The organism is Flavobacterium sp. AK-345 (assembly GCF_058310175.1).
Genome location: NZ_JBZEER010000003.1, coordinates 296,546 through 319,955 on the forward strand (window position 1 = coordinate 296,546; position 23,410 = coordinate 319,955).

The window sequence follows — 23,410 nt, forward strand, 5'->3', positions numbered from 1 at the left end:
TACAACTAGTGTTTTATTTTCGACATTTTTTTTTAATTAATGAAAAAATCACTCTTTTATCGTCATTTTTACCAATTCAATTTTCTTGTTTGACGCTTCTTCAACCACAAAATGGAAGTGATCAATCACGATTTTTTCTCCTTTTTGAGGTATTTCTTTTGTAGAATTCACAATAAAACCACCTAATGTTCCGTAAGAATCTTCTTCAGGAATATCTAATTTATATGTTTCATTTAAATATTCAACATCTAAACGTGTCGAAAACAAATATTGACCGTCACCAAGCTCCTGCTCTATTAATTCTTCGTCTAAATCGTGTTCATCTTCAATTTCGCCAAAAAGCTCTTCTACAATATCTTCTATTGTTATAATTCCCGAAGTTCCACCATGTTCGTCTAAAACAACGGCAACGTTTTTTCGCTTTTTGATTAACAAATTTAAAGCGTCTTTTATTGAAATTGTTTCAGGCACAAACTCAACCGTCATTAAAACCGATTTAATTGTTTTAGGCTTTTTAAACAAATCAAAAGAATGCACGTAGCCTACAATATCATCAAGTGAGTTTTGGCTTACTACAATTTTAGAATAACCTGTTTCAATAAATAATTCCTTAAGCTCTGAAACACCTGCAAATATATCAATATCAACAATTTCCGTACGAGGTGTCATGATATCGCGCGCTTTAACACCCGAAAATTCTAAAGCATTCTGAAAGATCTGAATTTCTGAATCGACTTCGTCATTTTCTTCTACAGAACTCATTTGTTCGGTGATATAATTTCCTAATTCTATTTTGCTAAAATACAACTGAACCTGATCGCCTTCTGTTTTAAAAAACTTTCTTAAAATAAAATCTGAAATCCAGATGAAAAAAGTCGAAATATAATAAAACAACCTGTAAAACAAATAAGCCGGAATAGCAAAAATCTTAATCAGGGAATTGGCATAAATCTGGAAAAAGACTTTGGGAAAAAACTCAGCCGTTATCAAAACTACAAAAGTAGAAATCACGGTCTGAACCAATAAACTGGTAATATTTGAAAACTGATATCCTAAATGAGCAATACATTTCAGGACTACATCTCCCATAAAAAAACCGTAAACTACAAGAGCTATATTGTTGCCAATAAGCATAGCAGCAATAAATTTTGACGGATTTTGGGTAAGTTTCGTTAAGATTTGAGAAAGAAAATTATCTTGCTTTTTTTCTATTTCAAGATAAATTTTATTGGAGGAAACAAAAGCTATTTCCATTCCTGAAAAAAAGGCTGATAGTATTAAACATAGTATTATAATACTAATTTCCATTTTTTATTGTTTTTTATAATGATCATCAAATCTTTTAGCATATTTTCTTCTGAAGAAAAACATAAAAACACTCACTGCGGCAATCAAAAAGCTCAACCAGGGATTTCCGGTAGGATCATTTAACTTTGTAATTCCGTCATAAATAAACGCAACTGCAATTATTAAGTAAAGGTATTGTGTGTATTTTAAAATGCCCATAATCTTTATTTTATTCTTCGGCTTCTAATTCGCCGGTTACTCTTTGTGAGTTTATTACTTTAAAATCTTTGCTGAAGTCAATTCCCTGCCCGTACGAAACTCCTTTTGCATCTGTTAATTTAAACTTTCTCTCGGTATAAAACCATTCGTTTTTCTGATCAAAATACAACTGTTCTGTTTCCAACATCTGACCTGTTTCTGAGGTGATTTTTACTTTTCCCTGCAAATCAATAATCCCGGTTTGCTTATATGAAACAGCATAATTCGATCTTATAAAAGTACGCTTTTGGTTTTTATCATACAAAGTAACGTCAATTCCTTCAGGAAATTCTGTAAACGGAAAATCAAGATTAGAATAATCCAGCATTTTTCGACTTTTTAGAACTCCGGTTATGCGTCCTGAATCTGTATATTTTATATCGACAGTATCAGCATCACTTCCCGGAACAAACTCTGAAAAGTTAATTTTCTGAACTTCTTTAAAATTACTTTCGCATCCAAAAAACAGTGTCACAGCAAAAACTGTGACAGCGTTTATTATATATCTCTTTGGTAAATTCATTTGCCAAATGTAGTAAATTGTAGTGAGCTTAAAAAAACATAAAACCTTATGCTTAATTGAATTTACTTTTCACGAACCATTTATCGTTAAAAGAGAAACTTAAGCTAAAATTTAAATAGTTTTCCTGAACTAAACCTGCAGATGTTGTCCCTTTTTTACCAAATTCGATTCCGAAATTTACGTTTGAAAAAGTTCCTGTAATTGGAAAACCTGCACCTAAAGACATTCCAACATCATTAATTGATTCATTATTTACTATTAATCCTGTTTTTTCAAATTTAAGACCTGCTCTATAAGTGATTCTGCTAAAATAACTTGAAAAAGAGCTGTAATTTGGCACATAATATCCTCCAACTGCATATTTAGAATACTTTTCGTAACGGACATTATCACTTGAGTTGTAATAATTATTAAGTTTTCCATCGCCCTGAAAAGCTATTGTTGTACCTACCAACCATTTTCTGGCTTCTCCAACACCTGCACCAAACGTTATTTTGTTTGGCAATTTCAACGTATTTTCAACAGGATCACCGGTTACATCATCCGGATCTCCGTCAACTTCAATAATTCTTGAACTGTCTGAAGTTAATGTACTTGCAAAAGTGTAGTTTAAACTAGTATATAGATTTAATTTTTTATCAATTTTAGTTTGATACATTGTACCAATATTAAAATTCACACCTGATAATTCAGAAGCATTGGTTTCTCTTGTAGCACTTTGAACTCCGGTAACGGCTTCTATAGTAGTTGTTGAAATTTTACCAAAGTTATATTGTACATCTGCTCCAATATTCCATTTTGGTGTAATTTTATAACCTAAACCAAGGAAAACTTTGTTTACGCCACCTTTTCCTTCAAGCTGACTGTTTACTCCTCCTTGTGTCGGGTTTAGATCTGAAATTTTATACCCTACAGAAGACAAAGGCACTAAACCAAAACCGGCTCCAAATTTACCCATTGGAATCCCTAATGCTAAATAATCAAAAGTTGATCTTTGCGCTTTTGAAGACTCAGTGCTGCTTTTTATATTATTCGTTCCAAAAGTTCCTCCAACTGTAAAAGTCGTTTGTCCAAGACTGGCATAACTTGCCGGATTTTCAATATTCAAGTGAATACTATCCTGTTCTACTGCAACCCCGGCCATCGATCTGTTTTCAAGGGTTCCTTTAAATCTTGATTCTCCAATTCCGTAAAAAGAATATGGTGACGAAGTACCTTGCTGAGCAAATGAAACGAACGAGATAAGTAAACAAGCACTTATTATAATTTTTTTAATCATTGTCGATTTTATATTGAAATGTTTGGTTCAAACTTTCCAGAAGGAAATTTGAATTGGCAAATATGGTATTTTTTAATCGTTTAGCCAAAAATTCTGCATCGCCACCCGTTAAAATTATTATAAAATTTGAAAAGTTTGTGCGATATTCATCGATAAAACCGTCAATCTCATAGACGAAACCATTAACAACTCCGGAATGAATGGCTTGTTGGGTTGAGTTTCCTATATATGAATCAGGCAACTCCAAAGCCAGCAAAGGCAGCTTGGCCGTGTAATTATGCAAAGCTTCATAACGTAATCGCAGACCCGGAGAAATAGCCCCACCCAAATAATTGTCGTTTTCGTCGACAAAATCGTAGGTAATGCAAGTTCCCGCATCAACGACTAACCTATTTTGTTTAGGGAATTGTAAAGTTGCTCCTGCAGCCAAAACCATTCTGTCGATTCCTAAAGTTTTTGGTGTCGCATATTTATTTATAAAGGGAAAAACATCCTCATGTGTTAAAAAATGAATATTGAGTTCTTTTTCGAAAGCCAAAAAAGATTGTTTTTCGATGTTTCCAACCGATGCAACAACCAAATCAGAACAATTTGGAAACTTTTTTAAAATTTCTTCAATTTTTTTTTCGAGCTCATTTTTCTCAAAAACAAAATTTTCAAGAACTTTACTTCCCTCAAAGACAGCCGCTTTAATTCGAGTATTTCCAACATCAACAGTTAAAACCATATTTTTTTATTTACCAATGCGAAGGTACGAATTGATTTTTTTAAAAAAATGTTTTGGATAAACGAAAAATGATTCTATCTTTGCACCCGCATTAACCGCACAACGGTACCTTAGCTCAGATGGTAGAGCAATGGACTGAAAATCCATGTGTCCCTGGTTCGATCCCTGGAGGTACCACCAAAACCCGAATAGCAATATTCGGGTTTTTTGTTTTTAATACTTTTTGGGGAAATTCCAATTTTTTAAATTCCAAAATCCAATAAAATTTACCGCAAAGAAACGCTAAGATTTACGCAAAGGTTCGCAAAGCTAATTATCAAAGCTTTGCGAACCTTAGCTTTTTATATGAGTTTAATAAAATCTTTGTGAACTTTGCGTAAATCTTAGCGCCTTCGCGGTAAAAAAACACCTCAATTTGTAAACTTTCAATTACCAAAAAGTGTAAATTAAACAATTATATGATTTTGTTAAAAAAGTATCAATTAAATAAAGAAATATCTTTTATATTCGTAAAATAATACTTTATACTTTTCTTTACTAATAAGAACACAAGAGCTATTTATGGGTAAAACTTCTACAAAAGGCATTTGGAAAGTAATTTCTGCCTCATCAATGGGTACAATGATCGAATGGTATGACTTCTACATTTTTGGAAGTTTAGCTGTTGTAATTTCAACAAAATTCTTTCCAAGCGATAATCCAACTGCAGCTTTTTTATCTACATTGGCCACTTTTGCGGCAGGATTTGTAGTTCGCCCGTTTGGAGCATTGTTCTTTGGAAGACTTGGTGATATTATTGGTAGAAAATATACTTTTATGGCTACCTTATTATTGATGGGTGGTTCTACTTTTTTAATAGGCTGTATTCCAAGTTATGAAACGATTGGTTTTCTAGCCCCTTTATTGGTTTTAATTCTTCGTTTATTACAGGGTCTCGCACTTGGAGGAGAATACGGAGGTGCTGCAACTTATGTGGCAGAACATGCTCCTGCCGGACAAAAAGGATATTGGACGTCATGGATTCAAACCACGGCTACAGTTGGTTTATTCATTTCATTGATGGTAATTCTGGCTACAAAAAATGTGCTTTCATCCGAAGATTTTGATTCTTGGGGATGGCGCGTCCCTTTTTGGGTTTCGATCGTAATGGTTGGAGTTTCGTATTTGATTCGAAAAAACATGGACGAATCTCCTGTATTTGCAAAAGCTAAAAAAGAAGGCACAACCAGTACAAATCCTCTAAAAGAAAGTTTTGGAAACCGATATAATTTAAAATTTGTTTTACTGGCTTTATTTGGCGCCACAATGGGACAAGGCGTTGTTTGGTACACTGGACAGTTTTATGCGATGAGTTTTATGAAAACGGTAATGAATGTTGATTCCTCCCAAGTTGATGAATTACTCGGAATTGCCTTATTATTAGGAACTCCTTTTTTTATTGTTTTTGGATGGCTTAGCGATAAAATAGGACGAAAATATATTATGATGGGCGGAATGTTAATCGCTGTTTTATTATATAGGCCTATTTATAAAATGATGTACGAAACAACCGATTTAAAAAATAAAACTGAAATTGTACAGGAAACGAAACAAGTTGTTGAAACTAGTAAAATCAACGATTCTATAGTTACAACTCAAAAAAAATATACTGACGGCACAACCTTAACAGAGAAAAAAACGTATACTAAAAACAAAAAAGAAGCTCAGGTTAATACCTCAATTAGTATCAATACAAATGACGAATGGACTTTGATTTTTTTAATTTTCGTTCAGGTTTTATTTGTTACGATGGTGTATGGGCCAATTGCGGCATTTTTAGTAGAAATGTTTCCAACGAAAATCAGGTATACTTCGATGTCTCTTCCTTATCATGTAGGAAACGGAATTTTTGGAGGTTTGCTTCCGGCAATTTCAACCTATTTTGTAACGCATTCTAAAGAGGCAGGAAAACCGGAATTTTACCTTGACGGGCTTTGGTACCCTATTATAATTGCTTCAATATGCTTTGTAATTGGAATGATATATATAGATAATAAAAACAAAACGAATCACCTTTAATAAATAATAATATGAATGCAATCAAACAAATTTTAGGTGTTTTATGGGTTATTTTAGCTGTGGCTGCAGCTTATTTTTGTGTCTTTGAATTTGGCTTACCCAAACTATTATCAGACAAACAAGACGATTTAGTCTTTGGAATCATCATTTTATTTATCCTGACACCTTTAATTGTTTTAGGTCTGGGGACTTTTGGTTATTTTGCTGTAATTGGCGAATACAACGAAAAGAAATAAAAAGAAAAATAAAAGGGTTGTCTGTTTCCAGACAACCCTTTCGCATTACTAACAAAACCAAAATTTTCTTCTGAAATTTATTTTTTAATAAACTTCATTACCTGAATTTTACCATTCTGATCAAAAGCTTTTACTACATATAATCCTGCTTTTAAATCGCTTACGTTAAATTGGAAATCAGCATTTCCATTTGAAGCAAAACTTTTTACCAATTGCCCGGATATTGCATAAAGCTGAACTTTTGCTGCAGCAATATTTAAGGTGAAATAATTAGAAACCGGATTTGGATATAAACTCACAACATTTCCTTTTTCAAAATTTTCTATGGCCAGGCTGGCTTCTTTATTTCCATAAATTCTATATTCGCCGGGAGGTAAATTTAACGGTGCGTTTACATCTGTAACTTCTATCGCAGTGTTATCCATTAAATTATACCACGTTCCTGTATATTGAAAACCTGTCGCAACATTTTGAGCTGTTACATCAAAATTGGCTAAAATCAATAGATCTTTTAATTGTGTGGAAGGTAAATTACCATTGGTAATTTTTATATTTACAGATAATGAATTTACGCTTGCTATTGTTGGTGTTCCTAAAAATACCGGCTCGGTCGTTTTAAGGGTTATCATTTTTGCCCAATCGTTGTAAATTTTATTCCGATTTGAATTTCCTAACCAATTATTTGCCCATTGCGGTTGTGGTTTTGTATCTAATTTACAATCTCCGGAAATTGCATCGAAATCATTATTTACAGAATTATCATTGCAGGTAAAAATGGAGTTTTCCCAGCCTAATTCTCCAAAATGCCAAATCATTTTTGGCCCGGGAACTAATAGCGAAACTGCTCCAATGGCGGACATTCTTGATAAAGCTGTGTTCAGATCTTTTACATTATATGTTCCGCTTGAAGCTCCGTATTGTACATTTTTATACATCAGGCGTTCTTCATCATGACTTTCGGCATAACCCATTAATCTATTTGCCACAAAACCGTGACTCGAACTCGCCATTCTCGAAATATCACTTTCTGACGCATACCCCATAGACAATTGATTATAAGGTCCGGTCATTTTTCCCCACATCATAACTCCTTTACTCGGCGTTTCGGTAATTTTATAATTGGCCCATTCTTTTTCTTCCAAATCACTTCCTAAATGTTCAAAAATCGTGTAATATGTAGGATCAAGACTCCATGAATAATCAGCATACTTCTTTAATACATCTACCCTGTCCTGCTGGTAACTATCTGTACAACCACCATCAGAAGCTGTGCAATTTTGGGTAAATCCTTTGGTTAAATCCCAACGGAAACCATCAATTTTGTATTCCTCAATCCATTGTTTGATGACGCGATTTACATAATTCTGCGTTTTTAAGGATTGATGATTAAAATCTTCACCCACATTATAAGCATGTTTTGCAACGGTATTAAAATACGGATTCTCCTCCGTTGGCGAACCAAAACCATCTCCATCAGGATCATTCATCCACATTCTTACCATCGGGTTTCTACCAAAAGCATGATTTAACGCCACGTCAAGAATAACCGCAATTCCGTTTTGATGATATAAATCAATGAGTTCTTTTAATTTATCCGAAGTTCCGTAGAATTTATCCAACGCCATATGGAATGAAGTATTATAACCCCAGCTTTCATTGCCTTCAAACTCCATTACCGGCATTAATTCGATTGCATTTATTTTTAGGCTTTTAAAATATTCGATTCGATCAATTAAACTCTGATAATTTCTGGCCGCATCAAAATCACGAACCAAAACTTCATACACTACTAATTTCTCTTTTTCGGGTTTTGTAAAATTCGTAACCTGCCAATTGTATGTAGTTTGCCCTGTTTTTAAAACAGAAACTTCAAAATTTTGTCCAGCAGGGTAAACCGGCATATTTGGATATGAAGCCGAAGGAATCCACGGATCATCATAAGGCGACAAAACCAAAGTTGAATAAGGATCTGCCGTTTTTACTAATGAAGGCGAATTGGCAAGCGGTGTTGCATCAACCACCCAATACTGGTAGGTATTATTTTCACCGGAAATTAATTCCGTTAATTCTAACCAAAACTTACCTGAAGCAGGATCTTTTTTCATGGCATACGCCGATGAAGGCTGCCAGTTATTAAAACTTCCGGCAACGTAAACAAAATCTTTTAAAGGCGCATCCAGAACCAAGGTCACTTTTGTTGCATCACCCGAATTGTAATTAATTCCATCAACTAAACCAATTGGCATTGTCTGAGAAATTGTATTGGGATTTACAACAACTGCAAACTTTTTAACTATTGTTGTAGCTCCCTGAACAATACTCAGCTTATAACTTTGATTACTTGATATGTTGGTATGATTAAATGAATAAGAAGATGTACTTCCATTTGTATCGATTGTTGTTCCGTTTGCTTTAAGCGTATAGCTTGCTGCTCCGTTTGTGTTGGTTGCGGTAATATTAAAATTTGCGCCTGAAGTTATAATTGTAGTACTATTTTCAGATGGTGCAGTTAAAGTTGCCTGAAAAGAACCAACTTTAATAAAAAAATCTGAACAAGATGGTGCTTGCTTTAATGTCTGAGAACCATTTGCGTTTCTAAAAACCAGACCCATTTTTGTAGCATCTGTTTGTTGCGTTGCAGTCAGTCCAAAATAGATACTTGGTGTAATGGTAATACTCCAAGTGCCATTTCCATTGTCGTTCATTAAGCCTATTCCGTCATCATTTCCCCAATTTCCTTTTGCAACTGCCCAGGGATTAGCTTCTGTTCCAATTCCTGAATGCATATATACTTTTGAAGGATTGGTCCCCATTTCATTACAAGTTGGTGATGCAAACGAAGCCGTAATTGTTATCGGTTCATTTACCTGAAATATGGCAGGCGACACTGTTATTTGCTGAGCATTGGCAGTGATAAAAAGCAGATATAAACATAGTGATATAATTTTTTTCATAATGTGGTTTTGGTTTAGTTAGTATTTATAAAAAAGGGCCATCCTGAGATAGCCCTTTTTCAATATTTAAAGAAACATTATTCCTGATTTGGAATCATTAAATAACTTCCGTCTAAATCATTAAAATAAATTACATATTTAGATTTTGCTACCGGAATATTATCACCGGTTCCTCCTCCTGAGAAAGGAGTTTTTCCTCCCCATGAAACATCCCATGCATCATTTGCTCTAAATTTCATTTCTCCATCATTTAAAGAAGTCACTCCAAGAGACCAGATATGCGGATCGAAAGTAGATTTTACCATTGCAGTTGAAGCATCCCAGCCTTTAGCAGTACTGCTTCCGATAATTCCAACTGTTGTATAATTTACGGCTGCAGATGCATTATAAGCTTCTAATGTATATTTTAGCTCTTTAACATCCATTTTAAAGGTGTAATATCCATCAGCAGGAATTACAAAACTAGCCGGATCCGGGTCTGAATCAACTCCTCTATAAGCAAGGGTTTCTGCAGAACCTCCATACATAGGCGCCCAGCTTCCTAAATTTTTAATGGTTTTGAAAGCTCCGGCTTTAAAGAATCCTGTAAATTTATATTCGTTAGAATTTGTAGCACTTCTGAATAAAATCTGGTTTCCTTTATTATTATCCCATCCTGAAACTGTCGCATCTCCAACTAAATACCATTCTGTAAAATTATAGTCAACTTTTCCTGTGTAAGGAGTTACCTTAATAGTAATGAATGTATTGGAAATTTGAGGAACACCTCCAGAAGCAACTGTTGCCTTAATCTTTACATCAAATGATGATTCCTCTTCAGGTTTTCCGCCTAAATCAATAGCTGCCTGATTCAATTCTCTAACCAGGATTGATGCTGTTGTAGCATTTTTAGTAGTAGCAAGTGTTTTGGCTTCTGTAAAATCACCACCTTTTTTATCAATCAACAAAGTATATTCAACAACAACGTTATTAGAATATTTTGCAGCTGTCCATTCAAATTTGGTTGCTTCTTCTGCAGCCTTGTTTACATCCAAAACAAATGTTAGACCAGTTACCGGAGCGGTTATCTCTGCTGTAGAGACTGCTTCAACAATTGTTCTTTTCTCTACATCATCGCCATCACACGAAACCGCTAATACAGCAATAAATGCGATTAATATTTTATATATATTTTTCATTTAATGTTTTATAAAATGTTAGTATCCTGTATTTTGCTCTAATGTTGGGTTTGCCTGAATGTTTCTTGCAGGAATTGGCATTAAGTCTCTGTACGACTCTGTAGCATTACCATTGATAGAACCACCTTTCCATTGCCAGATTTTAGATCCGCCTGTGAATTTTCCAAAACGAATTAAATCAGTTCTTCTTTTACATTCCCAAAATAATTCTCTTCCTCTTTCATCTAAAATGAAATCAAGAGTTAATTGAGGAACCGTAACTGCCTGAGCATTTGCTCTGGCTCTAATTTGGTTGATATAACCTAAAGCTGTATTAATGTTTCCTGTAGTAGCCCCTCTAAGTGTTGCTTCTGCATACATCAAATAAGCATCAGTTAATCTAAACATTGGGAAATCGATATCCGGAATATCATTTCTTTGAGCTGCAGAACCATCTGAATTTACATTGATGTATTTTGTTACAGCATAACCATCTGTAAAAGTTCCAACATTATTAATATCTTTTGATTGACCATCTCTATAGAAAGTTCCTCTATTATCAGCTGTTGCAGTTTCGTCAGGAAAAAGATTCACAAACTCTCTACGAGTTCTGATTCCCTGCCATCCACCATCCATACCTCTGGACGCAGCATTCATGCTTCCTCCAATAGAAGCGTGCATAATAAAACTCATTCCTCCACCAGTAGCTCTAATAGCGTTACCATCTCCAACAATTGGGAAAATAAATTCGCTTTGAGCACCATTTCTATTATTATCTGCAGAGAACAAATAACGGTAAGGAACATTTGCAAAAGTATATCCTGAATTAATTACGTCACTACACATTGTAGCTGCTTCGTTATTTCTGTCTACTCCTGTATATACTTTAGAATTTAAATAAATTTGTGCCAATAAAAATTTAGCAGCCGTTTTATCTACTCTACCATATTCGTTTGTTTTTGAAGCAGCTAAACTATTGTCTAAGTCTTTTAATTCTGACTCAACAAAAGCGAAAACTTCTGCTCTTGATTTTTGTACCGGATAGAAGAATCCAACAGGATCATTTTCTGTCGTGATTGGCACATTTCCGAACAAGTCCATTAAGTTATAGTATGAAAAAGCTCTTAAAAAACGAGCTTCTGCTCTAAATGTAGCGATTTCAGCTTTTAAACTTGCGTCAACACCTCTTGCTGCTAATTTCTCATCAGTAGTTTGTCTTAAAAACTCATTGGCAACACTAATATGGTAAAACGCTCTTGAAAATGTTCCTTCTAAAAATTCATTAGCAGGAGCCCATGTTTGCGCATTTATTGTTGGTAAAGTACCATCTGCCCAAGCAATAATAGCTTCATCTGTAGAAAATTCCTGAGTTACAAAAAGCAATCTTAAATAACTGCTAAAATCTCCTCCTAGTCCAGCGATATCGGGGGTTCTTCCCGGGATTGTAGCGTCTCCATCTCCATCGTTACCTCCAACATACAAACCTGCGTATAATTTTGCTAATACTTGTTTGTACGATGCCGGATCCTGAAAAAAGGTTTCTGATAAAAATTCATCATCGTCTTTTGGGGTCACGTTTAAATCGTCCGTACACGAAGTAAGCGTCATACTTATTCCTAAAATGAATAGGAAAAAATAAGATATATATTTAAATGATATTTTCATTTTGTTTATTTTTAAATTTTTGATTTCAGTCTACTATTTAGAAATTGGCATTAACTCCAAACAAGAAAGTTCTTGCTCTTGGGTAAACATTATTATCAATTCCGTTGAATTTCTCAGGATCTAATCCATCATATTTCGTAAGAATGAAAACATTTTGAACACCAGCTGTAAATCTTAAAGAAGCTGCTTTGATAATAGTTTTATCAAAAGTATATCCAAGTGTAACGTTATCTAATTTGATAAAAGAAGCATCTTTTACAAAATAATCAGACAAGTAACGTTGTGTTCCGTTATCTTCATAAGTAAAACCAGTATTAAAATAATCTGAACTCACGTTTGACAAATCTGTTTGTCTTCTTAAACCTGCATCAGAATATCCTAAATTAGAACTTACGTTGTCAAAAATCTTATTTCCAACACTTGCTCTCCAGTTCATTGTAAAATCAAACTTTTTGTAGTTTAAAGTAGAGAACAAACCAAAAGTATAATCAGGAGCAGTTTTACCAGCTCTGTAGCGGTCACCTGCATCAATTTTTCCATCTGCATTTCTATCCACATAAGCTCCTGCAATTGGTCTTTTGTTGGCATCATATAATTGTTCGTATACAAAAAATGAATTTGGTGCATATCCTACTGAGTTAATCTGGATTTTATTTCCATTTCCACCAGCAATATTATCTCCGGTTAAATATCCCTGAAAACCTGGAACAGTAATTCCTAGTTCTGATATCTCCTGATCAATGTAAGTAGTATTAAAAGCAACATTCCAAGTCAAATTATCATTTTTAACAATATCAGACGCAATACTAAACTCAACCCCTCTTGTGTTTACACTACCAATATTAAAGAAACCTTGATTTCTAATATTTGCACCATCAGGAACTGCAATATCTGCTAATAAATCTGTTGATTTTTTATCAAAATAGTTAATTGTTCCTGTAATTCTGTCATTAAAGAATCCATAATCAATACCAACGTTAGTTTCAGCCAATTCTTCCCATTTGATATTTTCATTATATCCTTCTGGTCTTGCAGTAGAATAAACTGTATTACCAAAAACATATTGAGAATTGATTGTTCCGATAGTTACCCTACGTAAATAATCATATTGAGCAGAGATATCCTGTTGACCAGTAGTCCCGTAACCAACTCTTAATTTTAAAGTCGAAAAAGTAGCGTTATCTTTTAAGAAAGCTTCTTCAGATAAATTCCATGCAAAAGCAGCTCCACCAAAATTACCCCATCTATTATCTTCAGAAAAACGAGAAGTTCCGTCTCTTCTATAATTTAAAGTCAATAAATATCTACTGTCATATCCTAAATTCAAACGTCCAAAAAACGATTGTAAATTAACATCCGGCTCAGTAGTAACATCCTCATTAGGATTTGGCTGTCTGGTTTCTCCCGATTGGTATTTTTCCCTTTGAAACAATTGGTAGTTATAACCAGCCGTTGCATCAATTTTAAGTTTTCCTAAATCTTTAGTATAATTAAAATAAGCATTTAAGTTTTTATTTTGAAGTGCATCTGTATAACTAGAGTAGTTTCCAAAATTCACATAATCTGGCCCATTAAATGGCTTTGGCTGATATCCTAAAGCACTTTGTGTACTTACTTCCGTATATCCGCTACTGTCAAATGTATCAATACCAGCTTCTACAACAGCTCTTAAATCTTCAAAGAAATGAAGTTTATAATCTAATCTAACATTACCCCATTTTCTTGTAGAAGTAGCTCTTCTGTTATCCTGGTTTAATCTTGCTACAGGGTTTCTTGCAGGCAATAATGGTAAGTTTCCTGTTGGCTCTAACCATTCAAAATAACCTCCGTAACGAGAACCTGCTAAATGAACCGGCTGTGTAGGATCAAATCCAATAGCGCTTCCGATAACAGCACCTTCATCCTGAAATTGGTTTTTACCGAAAGATAAATTTCCGCTAATGTCAATTTTTAAATGATTATCAAATAAAACAGGATTTAACGATATCGATGTCGTAGTTCTTTCAAAAGAAGTGTTTCTTAGGATTCCAGGATTATCAACATTTCCTACAGATAATCTCACAGGAAGTTTGTTAAATAATGAACCGCTGACAGAGATATTATTGTTAGTTGTTAAAGCAGTATGAAAAATTTCATCTTGCCAGTTTGTATTTGCAGTACCCAATAAAGCTTGTTGCGCCGGAGTACCTTTTGTATTTACCAATTCACGATATTGGTCTGCATTCATTACATCAACAGTATTCGCAACAGTATTGATACCAACCTGAGAACTAAAGTTAACTTTTACACCGCCTTTTGTACCTTTTTTAGTTGTAATAACAATTACACCATTTGCAGCTCTCGATCCGTAGATTGCAGCAGCAGAAGCATCTTTAAGAACTGTAAAAGACTCAATATCATTAGGATCAATTGTAGATAAAATACTTGTAGAACCTTCTGGTTTAGTATTACTTAACGGAAGACCATCTAATACAATTAAAGGCTCATTTGAAGCATTTAATGAAGATCCTCCACGAATTCTGATATCCGCTTTTGCTCCAGGCGCTCCTCCACCGGTTACATTAACCCCCGAAATACGACCGCTAATTAAACTCTCCGGAGTTACGTTGATTCCTTTATTAAATTCTTTAGAAGAAATTTGAGATACAGATCCTGTCGCATCTTTTTTCTTAACAGTACCGTAACCTACTTGTACAACAACTTCCTTAAGTTGGTTGGTATCTTCCTCTAAAGAAACGTTTAGTGTTTTTTGTCCGGTGAAATCAATCGTTTGCGTTTTGTACCCAATAAAAGATACCACAATTTTGCTTCCGCTTTTAACATTTGACAATTGGTAATTACCATCAAATCCAGTTGATGCACCGCTTGGAGCACCTTGTACATTTACATTTACTCCCGGTATTGGCTGCCCTGTAGTTTTATCTACAACAGTTCCGCTTAAAGTACTTTGAGCTAGTACAGTAAATGGCAACAAGAGGAATAAAAATAACAACTTTTTATAAATTGTTTTCATACTTTTTGTTTAAATTAGTTTGAGTTTGTGATTGTTAGTTAAGTTTTTAATTTTACTTCGAATTTCAAAATTAGGAATTTATTAACATGAACAACCAGAAGCAATTTTTATTGAGTTACGAAAACGTGGTAGTGTTGAAAACTTTCTATATTTTGTAATCTTTTCAGTCAAAAAATGATAAATCAGAAAATAAAAGATACCTTTATTAATAATTAGATTTTTTTCAATAATACAATGAAACGCAAAATCACCTTAAAACAGATTGCAAAGGAACTCGACGTCTCTATTTCAACTGTCTCAAAATCATTACGAAACAGTCTTGAAATTGGCGAAGAAACACGCTTAAAAGTGCAGGCTTTTGCAAAGTTTTACAATTACAAACCAAACAACATTGCCCTTAGTTTAAAAAACCGAAAAACCAAAAGTATTGGTATTATTATTCCCGAAATTGTACACTATTTTTTCTCTACCGTAATCAACGGAATTGAGCAGGTTGCCAACGAAAATGGCTATAGCGTTGTCATCTGTTTATCTGATGATTCTTTCGATAAAGAAGTCCTAAATATGGAGATGTTGGCCAACGGAAGTATCGATGGCTTTATCATGTCCCTTTCTAAAGAAACACAATACAAAGGTGATTTTCACCACATTACAGAAGTGATAAATCAAGGAATGCCGGTTGTAATGTTTGATCGCGTGACTAATGATATTTTATGCGATAAGGTTATTATTGATGATAAAGCAGCAGCTTATGAAGCCGTTCAGAGTTTGATTGATAACGGAAGAAAAAAGATCGCTCTTGTTACAACCGTCGATTATGTAAGTGTTGGAAAATTAAGAACCGATGGTTACGAAAAAGCCTTATTAGACAACGGGTTACCATTCAACGAAGATTTAATCATTAAAATTGAAGACGTAGATACCTGCGAAATAACCATTTCTGAACTTTTGCATGCAAGAGCTTTTGATGCTGTTTTTGCAGTAAATGAGCTTTTTGCAGTAACAATTATCAAAACTGCATCAAAGATGGGATTAAAAGTTCCCGAAGATTTAGCTGTAATTGCATTTACAGACGGAATCATCTCAAAATATTCAACGCCAAGTATTACAACTGTAAGCCAAAGTGGTGAAAAAATGGGAAATAAAGCAGCTAAAATGCTGATCGAAAGACTGGAAGCAGAACACAATGATGACGAAGAAGAAAACGAAAATTATACCACAGAAGTTATAGAAACACATCTTATAAAAAGAGAATCTACTGACTAAATTTCTTAAAATCAACATATTCCAAAGCCATAATTAATTTTTATGGCTTTTTTGTTAGCATATATCTAAAAATAATTTATACTTTTACGGCCGTCAAGGCTTTTACTTTTACTTCGAAAAAAACAGTAAGTTTTGATAAGCAAAGCGCTTATCGTCTAATTAATTTTTTAATTACGATAATGGAAAAGCGTAAATTAAGTTTCTGGGAAATTTGGAACATGAGTTTCGGTTTCTTGGGAATACAAATGGGGTTTGCACTTCAGAATGCAAATGCCAGCAGAATTCTTCAAATTTTTGGTGCCGACGTACATGAACTTTCATGGTTCTGGATTATTGCTCCCCTCATGGGATTAATAGTGCAGCCCATTATTGGTCATTACAGCGATAGAACCTGGGGAAGATTCGGAAGACGAAAACCATTTTTTCTCGTTGGCGCAATCCTCGCTTCGGTTGGATTAATTTTAATGCCACAAGCCAATATTTTCATTTCTGTTTTACCCGCTTTATGGGTTGGGGCCGGAATGTTAATGATCATGGATGCTTCTTTCAATATTGCCATGGAGCCGTTTCGTGCTTTGGTTGGTGACAATTTAAGAACAGATCAGCGTACAGCCGGTTTTAGTATTCAAACTTCGTTAATTGGTTTTGGAGCCGTAATTGGTTCGGCTTTGCCTTATGTTTTAACCAACTATTTTGACATTTCAAACAATGCCGTTCCCGGAAGTATTCCATTAAACCTGAAATTATCATTTATCATTGGTGCAGCCGTTTTAATTGGTTCAATTTTGGTAACACTCTTTACCACAAAAGAATACACTCCTGAAGAACTAGCTAATTTTCAAGATCCACAAAGTGAAGTAGATATTCCTTCTGAAGAAAAATCAAAACTTACAGACATTTTTACAGACTTTGCAAAAATGCCAACAACAATGCGTCAGCTAAGTTGGGTACAATTTTTCTCCTGGTTTGGATTATTTGGCATGTGGGTTTTTACAACTCCCGCCATTGCACATCATATTTACGGATTGCCTTTAAGCGACACTTCAAGTCAGCAATATCAGGATGCCGGAGACTGGGTCGGAATTTTGTTTGGAGTTTACAATTTAGTTTCTGCTATCATCGCACTGTTTTTCCTGCCATACATCGCAAAAAAAATCGGACGAAAATCAACTCACGCACTTTCATTAATCATTGGAGGAATCGGATTAATTTCCATTTACTTCATGCCAAATGAAGACTGGGTTGTATTACCAATGATTTTAATTGGAGTTGCCTGGGCGAGTATTCTGGCGATGCCTTACGCGATTCTTGCAGGATCGATTGCTCCTAAAAAAATGGGGGTTTACATGGGAATCTTCAACTTCTTTGTTGTAATTCCTCAAATTGTAAACGCATTAATTGGCGGTCCAATTGTAAAATATCTTTACAATGGCGATGCAATTTATGCCTTAATTACAAGTGGAGTTAGTTTTTTAATTGCTGCTCTTTTAGTTTACAAAGTAAAAGACGTAGACGATACTATTCAAAAATAATAAAGAAGAATTTTTCATATAATGAACAAAAAAGCATTCATATTCGACCTTGATGGCGTAATTGTCGATACTGCTAAATACCACTTTTTGGCGTGGCAGAAAATCGCTCAGTCGTTAAATATAAATTTTACACATGAAAACAACGAACTTTTAAAAGGCGTGAGCCGTGTTCGTTCGTTGGATATAATTCTTGAATTAGGAAACGTTCAGGCTTCTCAGGAAGACAAAGACAAATGGCTAATTCAAAAAAACGAAGATTATTTATCTTATTTAGTTGACATGGACGAAAGCGAGATTCTTCCCGGAGTTTTTAAAATTCTTCAGCTATTAAAAGAAAAAAATCAGGGAATTGCGTTGGGTTCTGCGAGTAAAAATGCCCGACCAATTCTTGAAAAAACAGGAATTCTTTCGTATTTCGACGTTATTGTTGACGGAAATGATGTTACCAATGCAAAACCGGATCCGGAAGTTTTCTTAAAAGCGGCTCAATTATTAAACATTGACCCAAAAGATTCAATTGTATTTGAAGATTCAGTTGCCGGAATCCAGGCAGCAAACATAGCAGAAATGGTAAGTGTAGGAATTGGTGAGGAAACAATTTTACATGAAGCTGATTATATTTTTAAAGATTTCACCGAAATCGATTCACAGTTTATCGAGAAACTAATTAATTAGAAAATGTGCCAATTTGATAATTAGATAATTTACATAAATCTGAATTATTTAATTATCAAATAGAAATCATCAACTGATATTTTAAAAATAAAATCATCAATTAAAAAGTAAAATAGTACAACAACAAGCAATTAAGGATAGAATTAAATTAGAAGTAGCCAAAGACAAGTAATTATCTCATTTTCTAATTGACACATTTCTAATTACCTTAATTGCCACATTATCTAATTAAGAAATAATGAATCAAGATTATATAAAACCAGACAATTGGTCTATCATAGAAGAAGGATTTGATGTAGAAAGAGTCAAATCGTCTGAAAGTCTTTTTAGTATCGGGAACGGTGCAATGGGACAACGCGCTAATTTTGAAGAGACATACTCTGGAGAAACTTTTCAAGGAAGTTATATTGCCGGAATTTATTATCCGGATAAAACCAAAGTGGGTTGGTGGAAAAACGGATATCCTAAATATTTTGCAAAAGTATTAAACGCGCCAAACTGGATTGGGATCGATGTTCAAATCAACGAAGAAAATCTTGATTTAAACAATTGCACCGAGGTTAGAAATTTCCGTAGAGAATTGAATATGAAAGAAGGATGGTACAATCGTTCTTTTGAAGCAACATTAAAAAACGGAACTGAAATTGCCGTAAACGTTCGTCGTTTTCTTTCTTTGGATTTGGACGAAGCCGGAATTATCAAATTTGAAATTACGCCTTTAAACAAAGATGCCAAAATTGTTTACAAACCTTATATCGATGCCGGAGTTACGAATGAAGATGCCAATTGGGAAGAAAAATTCTGGGAACCGCTTGAAGTAAAAAAATCAAATAGTGAAGCTTTTGTAACCGCTCAGACATTCAAAACGCATTTTAAAGTTACGACTTTCATGCACAACACGATTTTTGCAAACGGAGAAAATGTAAATATTTCACCTTCTACAATCGATTCAACTACAGATAAAGTTCAGTTTACTTACGGAACAATTATCGCAAAAGGACAAACCTCAGCAATTCAGAAAATTGGAGGATATACCGTTTCTTTAAACCACGAAAATACTTTGGCTGCAGCCGAAAAAACAATAAAAGCTGCCTTTAATTTAGGATATGATGCTTTACTTCAAAATCAAATTGATGCCTGGGCAAAAATCTGGGAAATGTCGGACATTACAATTGATGGCGATGTAAAAGCACAGCAAGGAATTCGTTTCAATATCTTTCAATTAAACCAAACTTATTTAGGAAAAGATTCTCGTTTGAATATTGGACCAAAAGGTTTTACCGGAGAAAAATACGGTGGATCTACTTATTGGGATACTGAGGCTTATTGTATTCCGTTTTACATGGCAACTAAAGATCAGCAGGTCGCAAGAAATTTGCTAACTTACAGATTCAATCAATTGGATAAAGCGATTGAAAATGCCAAAGATAATTTAGGTTTCAAAAACGGAGCGGCTTTGTATCCAATGGTGACCATGAATGGTGAAGAATGCCACAACGAATGGGAAATCACACACGAAGAAATTCACAGAAACGGAGCGATTGCTTTTGCGATTTATAATTACCACCGTTTCACGGGAGATTACTCTTATATTCCTGAAAAAGGTCTGGAAGTTTTAATCGGAATTGCGCGTTTTTGGCACCAAAGAGCTTCTTTCTCTAAAGAAAAAAATCAATACGTAATTCTTGGCGTTACAGGTCCAAATGAATACGAAAACAACATCAACAATAATTTCTACACCAATTATATTGCAAAATGGTGTATTGATTATGCTGCTGAACAAATTACGAAAGTCGCTGTAGAATATCCTGCAGATCACAAACGCATTTTAGAGAAAGTAAATCTTTCCGGAGATGAAATTCAGGAATGGAAAAAAGTGGCTGATAATATGTATTTTCCAACTTCTAAGGAATTAGGAATTTATCTGCAGCAAGACGGTTTCTTAGACAAAGATTTAGTTCCTGTAAAAGATTTAGATCGTTCACAAAGACCAATCAACCAAAAATGGTCTTGGGATCGCGTTTTACGTTCGCCTTACATCAAACAAGCCGACGTTTTACAATGTTTTTATTTCTTCGAAGATCATTTTTCTAAAGAAGAATTAAAACGCAATTTCGAATTCTACGAGTCATTTACGGTTCATGAAAGTTCGCTTTCACCTTGCGTACACTCGATTCAGGCTGCGCATTTAGACAAAATGGATATGGCTTATACGTTCTATTTAAGAACTTCTCGTCTTGATCTTGATGATTATAACAAAGAAGTTGAAGAAGGTTGTCACATCACATCAATGGCCGGAACATGGATGAGCATTGTAGAAGGTTTTGGCGGAATGCGTGTTAAAAATGACAAGCTTCATTTTTCGCCAAAAATTCCAAAAGAATGGAAAGGTTACTCTTTTAAAATTAACTTCAGAAACCAAATTTTAAAAGTAGCTGTGAATCATGACGAAACAACATTTACTGTAGACGGCGATCAAGATTTAACAATTGTAGTTAACGGAAATCCTGTAATTGCAAGTAAATTTGTACAAATAAATTAAATTACAATACACTTAAAACTTAAAAAACATGAAAAACTTATTTTTCGCAAGTTTAATCTTGTTTGCATTTAGCTCGATTGCAAATGCACAGCAATTAAAATCACCCGAAGGAAAGTTCGTAATGGAATTTTCGCTGCAAAACGACGGAACTCCAACTTATAATTTAAAATATAAAAATAAAGAAGTTGTAAAAACCAGTAAATTAGGTCTTGAACTTAAAGATGATAAAAAATCTTTATTGAATGACTTTACAGTTGTTGATACAAAAACTTCAACCTTTGATGAAACCTGGAAACCGGTTTGGGGAGAAGTTGACAATATTAGAAATCATTATAATGAATTGGCTGTTACTTTAAACCAAAAAGGAACAGAAAGACAAATCGTAATTCGTTTCCGTTTATTTGATGACGGTTTAGGATTTAGATATGAATTTCCGGCTCAAAAAAACCTGACTTATTTCGTAATCAAAGAAGAAAGATCTCAATTTGCGATGACGGGAGATCACACCGCTTTCTGGATTCCGGGAGATTATGATACTCAGGAATACGATTATACAAAATCGAAATTATCTGAAATCAGAGGTTTATCTGAAAAAGCATATACGGCAAACGTTTCACAAAAAAACTTTTCTCCAACAGGAGTTCAGACTTCTTTGATGTTGAAAACAAACGATGGAATTTACATCAATTTACACGAAGCAGCTTTGATCAACTATTCTTGTATGCACCTGAATTTGGATGACAAAAACATGACTTTCACATCTTGGTTAACGCCAGATGCAAAAGGAGATAAAGGATATATGCAAGCGCCGAGTCACTCGCCTTGGAGAACCATTATGGTAAGCGATGATGCGAGAGAAATCTTAGCTTCAAAAATGACTTATAACTTAAACGATCCATCAAAAATTGACAATACTTCCTGGATTAAACCTGTAAAATACATTGGTGTTTGGTGGGAAATGATTACAGGAAAAAGCTCTTGGTCATACACAAACGATTATCCAACAGTACAATTGGGTGTTACAGATTTCTCTAAAGCAAAACCAAACGGAACGCACGGTGCAAACAATGCTAACGTAAAAAAATACATTGATTTTGCTGCTGCAAATGGTTTCGACGCTGTTTTGGTTGAAGGATGGAACGAAGGCTGGGAAGACTGGTTTGGGCATTCAAAAGATTATGTTTTTGATTTCGTAACGCCTTACCCTGATTTTGATGTAAAAGGTTTACACGAATACGCAAAATCAAAAGGTGTAAAAATCATTATGCACCATGAAACTTCAGGTTCTGTTCGTAACTACGAGCGCCACATGGATGCTGCTTATAAATTCATGAATGACAACGGATATGATGCTGTAAAAAGCGGTTATGTTGGAGATATTTTACCTCGCGGTGAAAACCATTACGATCAATGGATTGTAAACCATTATCAATATGCAATAGAAAAAGCAGCTGATTATAAAATTATGGTAAATGCTCACGAAGCCGTTCGTCCAACCGGAATTGCAAGAACATATCCTAACTTAATTGGAAACGAAGCAGCAAGAGGAACAGAATATCAGGCTTTTGGAGGTTCTAAACCAAATCACGTTACGGTTTTACCATTTACACGTTTAATTGGAGGCCCTATGGATTACACGCCGGGAATCTTCGAAATGGATATCAGCAAAATGAATCCTGAAAATACTTCGCATGTAAACAGTACAATTGCAAATCAATTGGCATTATATGTTACCATGTACAGTCCGTTACAAATGGCAGCTGATACGCCTGAGAACTACAACCGTTTTCTAGATGCATTCCAATTCATTAAAGATGTGGCTGTAGACTGGTCAGAAAGTAAATATATTGAAGCTGAACCAGGAGATTTTATCACTGTTGCCCGTAAGGCAAAAGGAACAAACAACTGGTTTGTTGGAAACGTAAACGGAGAAACTCCACGTACATCAAACATCGATTTCAGCTTCCTTGAAAAAGGTAAAAAATACACTGCAACCATTTATGCTGATGCAAAAGATGCGCATTACAAAACAAATCCGCAGGCTTATACTATCAAGAAAATTGCTGTAACAAACAAATCAAAATTATCGCAGTTATCTGCTCCGGGCGGAGGTTATGCAATTAGTATTATCGAAACCAAATAATTTTCTAAAAGACAGGCAATTTTCCCCGAGATTGCTTGTCTTTTTTTTAATCTGATATATTTAGTCGTCCTGCAATCCCGAAGCTTCGGGACAAA

16 protein-coding genes and 1 tRNA gene are annotated in these 23,410 nt (G+C 34.5%); 8 read left to right on the plus strand and 9 right to left on the minus strand.

The genetic code is table 11. The annotated features are described in order from the left end of the window. Nucleotides 1-48: 48 nt before the first annotated feature. The 5 genes from AC4FQ3_RS08150 to AC4FQ3_RS08170 are packed head-to-tail and all read right to left on the minus strand — an operon-like array spanning nt 49 to nt 4,074. Nucleotides 49-1,308, minus strand: coding sequence for a hemolysin family protein (locus tag AC4FQ3_RS08150; protein WP_042566075.1), 1,260 nt, complete (start codon nt 1,306-1,308; stop codon nt 49-51). Between the two features lie 3 nt (nt 1,309-1,311). Further along, nucleotides 1,312-1,506 carry a hypothetical protein gene (locus AC4FQ3_RS08155; protein ID WP_042566074.1) on the minus strand — a complete coding sequence of 65 codons (195 nt, stop codon included), beginning with the start codon at nt 1,504-1,506 and terminating at the stop codon, nt 1,312-1,314. A 10-nt stretch (nt 1,507-1,516) separates the two neighbouring features. Next, a complete protein-coding gene (gene lptC / locus AC4FQ3_RS08160; protein WP_042566073.1) occupies nt 1,517-2,068 on the minus strand; it encodes an LPS export ABC transporter periplasmic protein LptC in 552 nt (183 codons plus the stop codon). Nucleotides 2,069-2,120: 52 nt separating this feature from the next. Further along, on the minus strand, nt 2,121-3,347 hold the full coding sequence (gene bamG, locus AC4FQ3_RS08165) for a BamG family beta-barrel-assembly machinery protein (RefSeq protein WP_463459077.1): 1,227 nt from the start codon (nt 3,345-3,347) through the stop codon (nt 2,121-2,123). Beyond that, nucleotides 3,340-4,074, minus strand: coding sequence for a type III pantothenate kinase (locus AC4FQ3_RS08170; protein WP_491181533.1), 735 nt, complete (start codon nt 4,072-4,074; stop codon nt 3,340-3,342). Before AC4FQ3_RS08170 ends, bamG begins: the two co-directional genes overlap by 8 nt. A 104-nt stretch (nt 4,075-4,178) precedes the next feature. Here AC4FQ3_RS08170 and AC4FQ3_RS08175 point away from each other — a divergent pair. From AC4FQ3_RS08175 to AC4FQ3_RS08185, 3 genes are all read left to right on the plus strand, one after another. Further along, nucleotides 4,179-4,254: transfer RNA gene (locus AC4FQ3_RS08175), tRNA-Phe, on the plus strand. 381 nt (nt 4,255-4,635) lie between these two features. After that, nucleotides 4,636-6,132, plus strand: coding sequence for an MFS transporter (locus AC4FQ3_RS08180; protein WP_491181534.1), 1,497 nt, complete (start codon nt 4,636-4,638; stop codon nt 6,130-6,132). 11 nt (nt 6,133-6,143) lie between these two features. Next, nucleotides 6,144-6,368 carry a DUF6814 family protein gene (locus AC4FQ3_RS08185; RefSeq protein ID WP_042563404.1) on the plus strand — a complete coding sequence of 75 codons (225 nt, stop codon included), beginning with the start codon at nt 6,144-6,146 and terminating at the stop codon, nt 6,366-6,368. 77 nt (nt 6,369-6,445) lie between these two features. Here the strand turns inward: AC4FQ3_RS08185 and AC4FQ3_RS08190 are convergent, their stop codons facing one another. The 4 genes from AC4FQ3_RS08190 to AC4FQ3_RS08205 form a co-directional block, all read right to left on the minus strand. After that, on the minus strand, nt 6,446-9,322 hold the full coding sequence (locus tag AC4FQ3_RS08190; protein ID WP_491181535.1) for an alpha-amylase family glycosyl hydrolase: 2,877 nt from the start codon (nt 9,320-9,322) through the stop codon (nt 6,446-6,448). 77 nt (nt 9,323-9,399) lie between these two features. Next, complete coding sequence (locus AC4FQ3_RS08195; protein ID WP_491181536.1) at nt 9,400-10,500, minus strand: SusE domain-containing protein; 1,101 nt, start codon at nt 10,498-10,500, stop codon at nt 9,400-9,402. An 18-nt stretch (nt 10,501-10,518) separates the two neighbouring features. Continuing rightward, complete coding sequence (locus AC4FQ3_RS08200; protein WP_491181537.1) at nt 10,519-12,144, minus strand: RagB/SusD family nutrient uptake outer membrane protein; 1,626 nt, start codon at nt 12,142-12,144, stop codon at nt 10,519-10,521. 37 nt (nt 12,145-12,181) lie between these two features. Beyond that, nucleotides 12,182-15,157: a SusC/RagA family TonB-linked outer membrane protein gene (locus tag AC4FQ3_RS08205; protein WP_491181538.1), complete on the minus strand. Its 2,976-nt coding sequence runs from the start codon at nt 15,155-15,157 to the stop codon at nt 12,182-12,184. Between the two features lie 234 nt (nt 15,158-15,391). On the opposite strand from AC4FQ3_RS08205, the gene AC4FQ3_RS08210 reads away from it, so the two are divergent. The 5 genes from AC4FQ3_RS08210 (at nt 15,392) to AC4FQ3_RS08230 (ending at nt 23,315) form a co-directional block, all read left to right on the plus strand. Then, nucleotides 15,392-16,423: a LacI family DNA-binding transcriptional regulator gene (locus AC4FQ3_RS08210; protein WP_073394810.1), complete on the plus strand. Its 1,032-nt coding sequence runs from the start codon at nt 15,392-15,394 to the stop codon at nt 16,421-16,423. A gap of 179 nt (nt 16,424-16,602) precedes the next feature. Beyond that, the gene (locus AC4FQ3_RS08215) at nt 16,603-17,955 is read left to right on the plus strand and encodes an MFS transporter (protein ID WP_491181539.1); all 1,353 of its coding nucleotides are present in this window, start codon (nt 16,603-16,605) and stop codon (nt 17,953-17,955) included. 21 nt (nt 17,956-17,976) lie between these two features. Beyond that, nucleotides 17,977-18,630 carry a beta-phosphoglucomutase gene (pgmB, locus tag AC4FQ3_RS08220; protein WP_491181540.1) on the plus strand — a complete coding sequence of 218 codons (654 nt, stop codon included), beginning with the start codon at nt 17,977-17,979 and terminating at the stop codon, nt 18,628-18,630. A 238-nt stretch (nt 18,631-18,868) separates the two neighbouring features. Beyond that, nucleotides 18,869-21,172: a glycoside hydrolase family 65 protein gene (locus AC4FQ3_RS08225; protein WP_491181541.1), complete on the plus strand. Its 2,304-nt coding sequence runs from the start codon at nt 18,869-18,871 to the stop codon at nt 21,170-21,172. Nucleotides 21,173-21,200: 28 nt separating this feature from the next. Then, a complete protein-coding gene (locus AC4FQ3_RS08230; RefSeq protein ID WP_491181542.1) occupies nt 21,201-23,315 on the plus strand; it encodes a glycoside hydrolase family 97 protein in 2,115 nt (704 codons plus the stop codon). Nucleotides 23,316-23,410 lie beyond the last annotated feature (95 nt).

Excerpts from the sequence above, each read along its gene's own strand:
- AC4FQ3_RS08150 (WP_042566075.1), bottom strand. The coding sequence starts at position 1,308 with ATGGAAATTAGTATTATAATACTATGTTTAATACTATCAGCCTTTTTT.
- AC4FQ3_RS08155 (WP_042566074.1), bottom strand. The coding sequence starts at position 1,506 with ATGGGCATTTTAAAATACACACAATACCTTTACTTAATAATTGCAGTT.
- lptC (WP_042566073.1), bottom strand. The coding sequence starts at position 2,068 with ATGAATTTACCAAAGAGATATATAATAAACGCTGTCACAGTTTTTGCT.
- bamG (WP_463459077.1), bottom strand. The coding sequence starts at position 3,347 with ATGATTAAAAAAATTATAATAAGTGCTTGTTTACTTATCTCGTTCGTT.
- AC4FQ3_RS08170 (WP_491181533.1), bottom strand. The coding sequence starts at position 4,074 with ATGGTTTTAACTGTTGATGTTGGAAATACTCGAATTAAAGCGGCTGTC.
- AC4FQ3_RS08180 (WP_491181534.1), top strand. The coding sequence starts at position 4,636 with ATGGGTAAAACTTCTACAAAAGGCATTTGGAAAGTAATTTCTGCCTCA.
- AC4FQ3_RS08185 (WP_042563404.1), top strand. The coding sequence starts at position 6,144 with ATGAATGCAATCAAACAAATTTTAGGTGTTTTATGGGTTATTTTAGCT.
- AC4FQ3_RS08190 (WP_491181535.1), bottom strand. The coding sequence starts at position 9,322 with ATGAAAAAAATTATATCACTATGTTTATATCTGCTTTTTATCACTGCC.
- AC4FQ3_RS08195 (WP_491181536.1), bottom strand. The coding sequence starts at position 10,500 with ATGAAAAATATATATAAAATATTAATCGCATTTATTGCTGTATTAGCG.
- AC4FQ3_RS08200 (WP_491181537.1), bottom strand. The coding sequence starts at position 12,144 with ATGAAAATATCATTTAAATATATATCTTATTTTTTCCTATTCATTTTA.
- AC4FQ3_RS08205 (WP_491181538.1), bottom strand. The coding sequence starts at position 15,157 with ATGAAAACAATTTATAAAAAGTTGTTATTTTTATTCCTCTTGTTGCCA.
- AC4FQ3_RS08210 (WP_073394810.1), top strand. The coding sequence starts at position 15,392 with ATGAAACGCAAAATCACCTTAAAACAGATTGCAAAGGAACTCGACGTC.
- AC4FQ3_RS08215 (WP_491181539.1), top strand. The coding sequence starts at position 16,603 with ATGGAAAAGCGTAAATTAAGTTTCTGGGAAATTTGGAACATGAGTTTC.
- pgmB (WP_491181540.1), top strand. The coding sequence starts at position 17,977 with ATGAACAAAAAAGCATTCATATTCGACCTTGATGGCGTAATTGTCGAT.
- AC4FQ3_RS08225 (WP_491181541.1), top strand. The coding sequence starts at position 18,869 with ATGAATCAAGATTATATAAAACCAGACAATTGGTCTATCATAGAAGAA.
- AC4FQ3_RS08230 (WP_491181542.1), top strand. The coding sequence starts at position 21,201 with ATGAAAAACTTATTTTTCGCAAGTTTAATCTTGTTTGCATTTAGCTCG.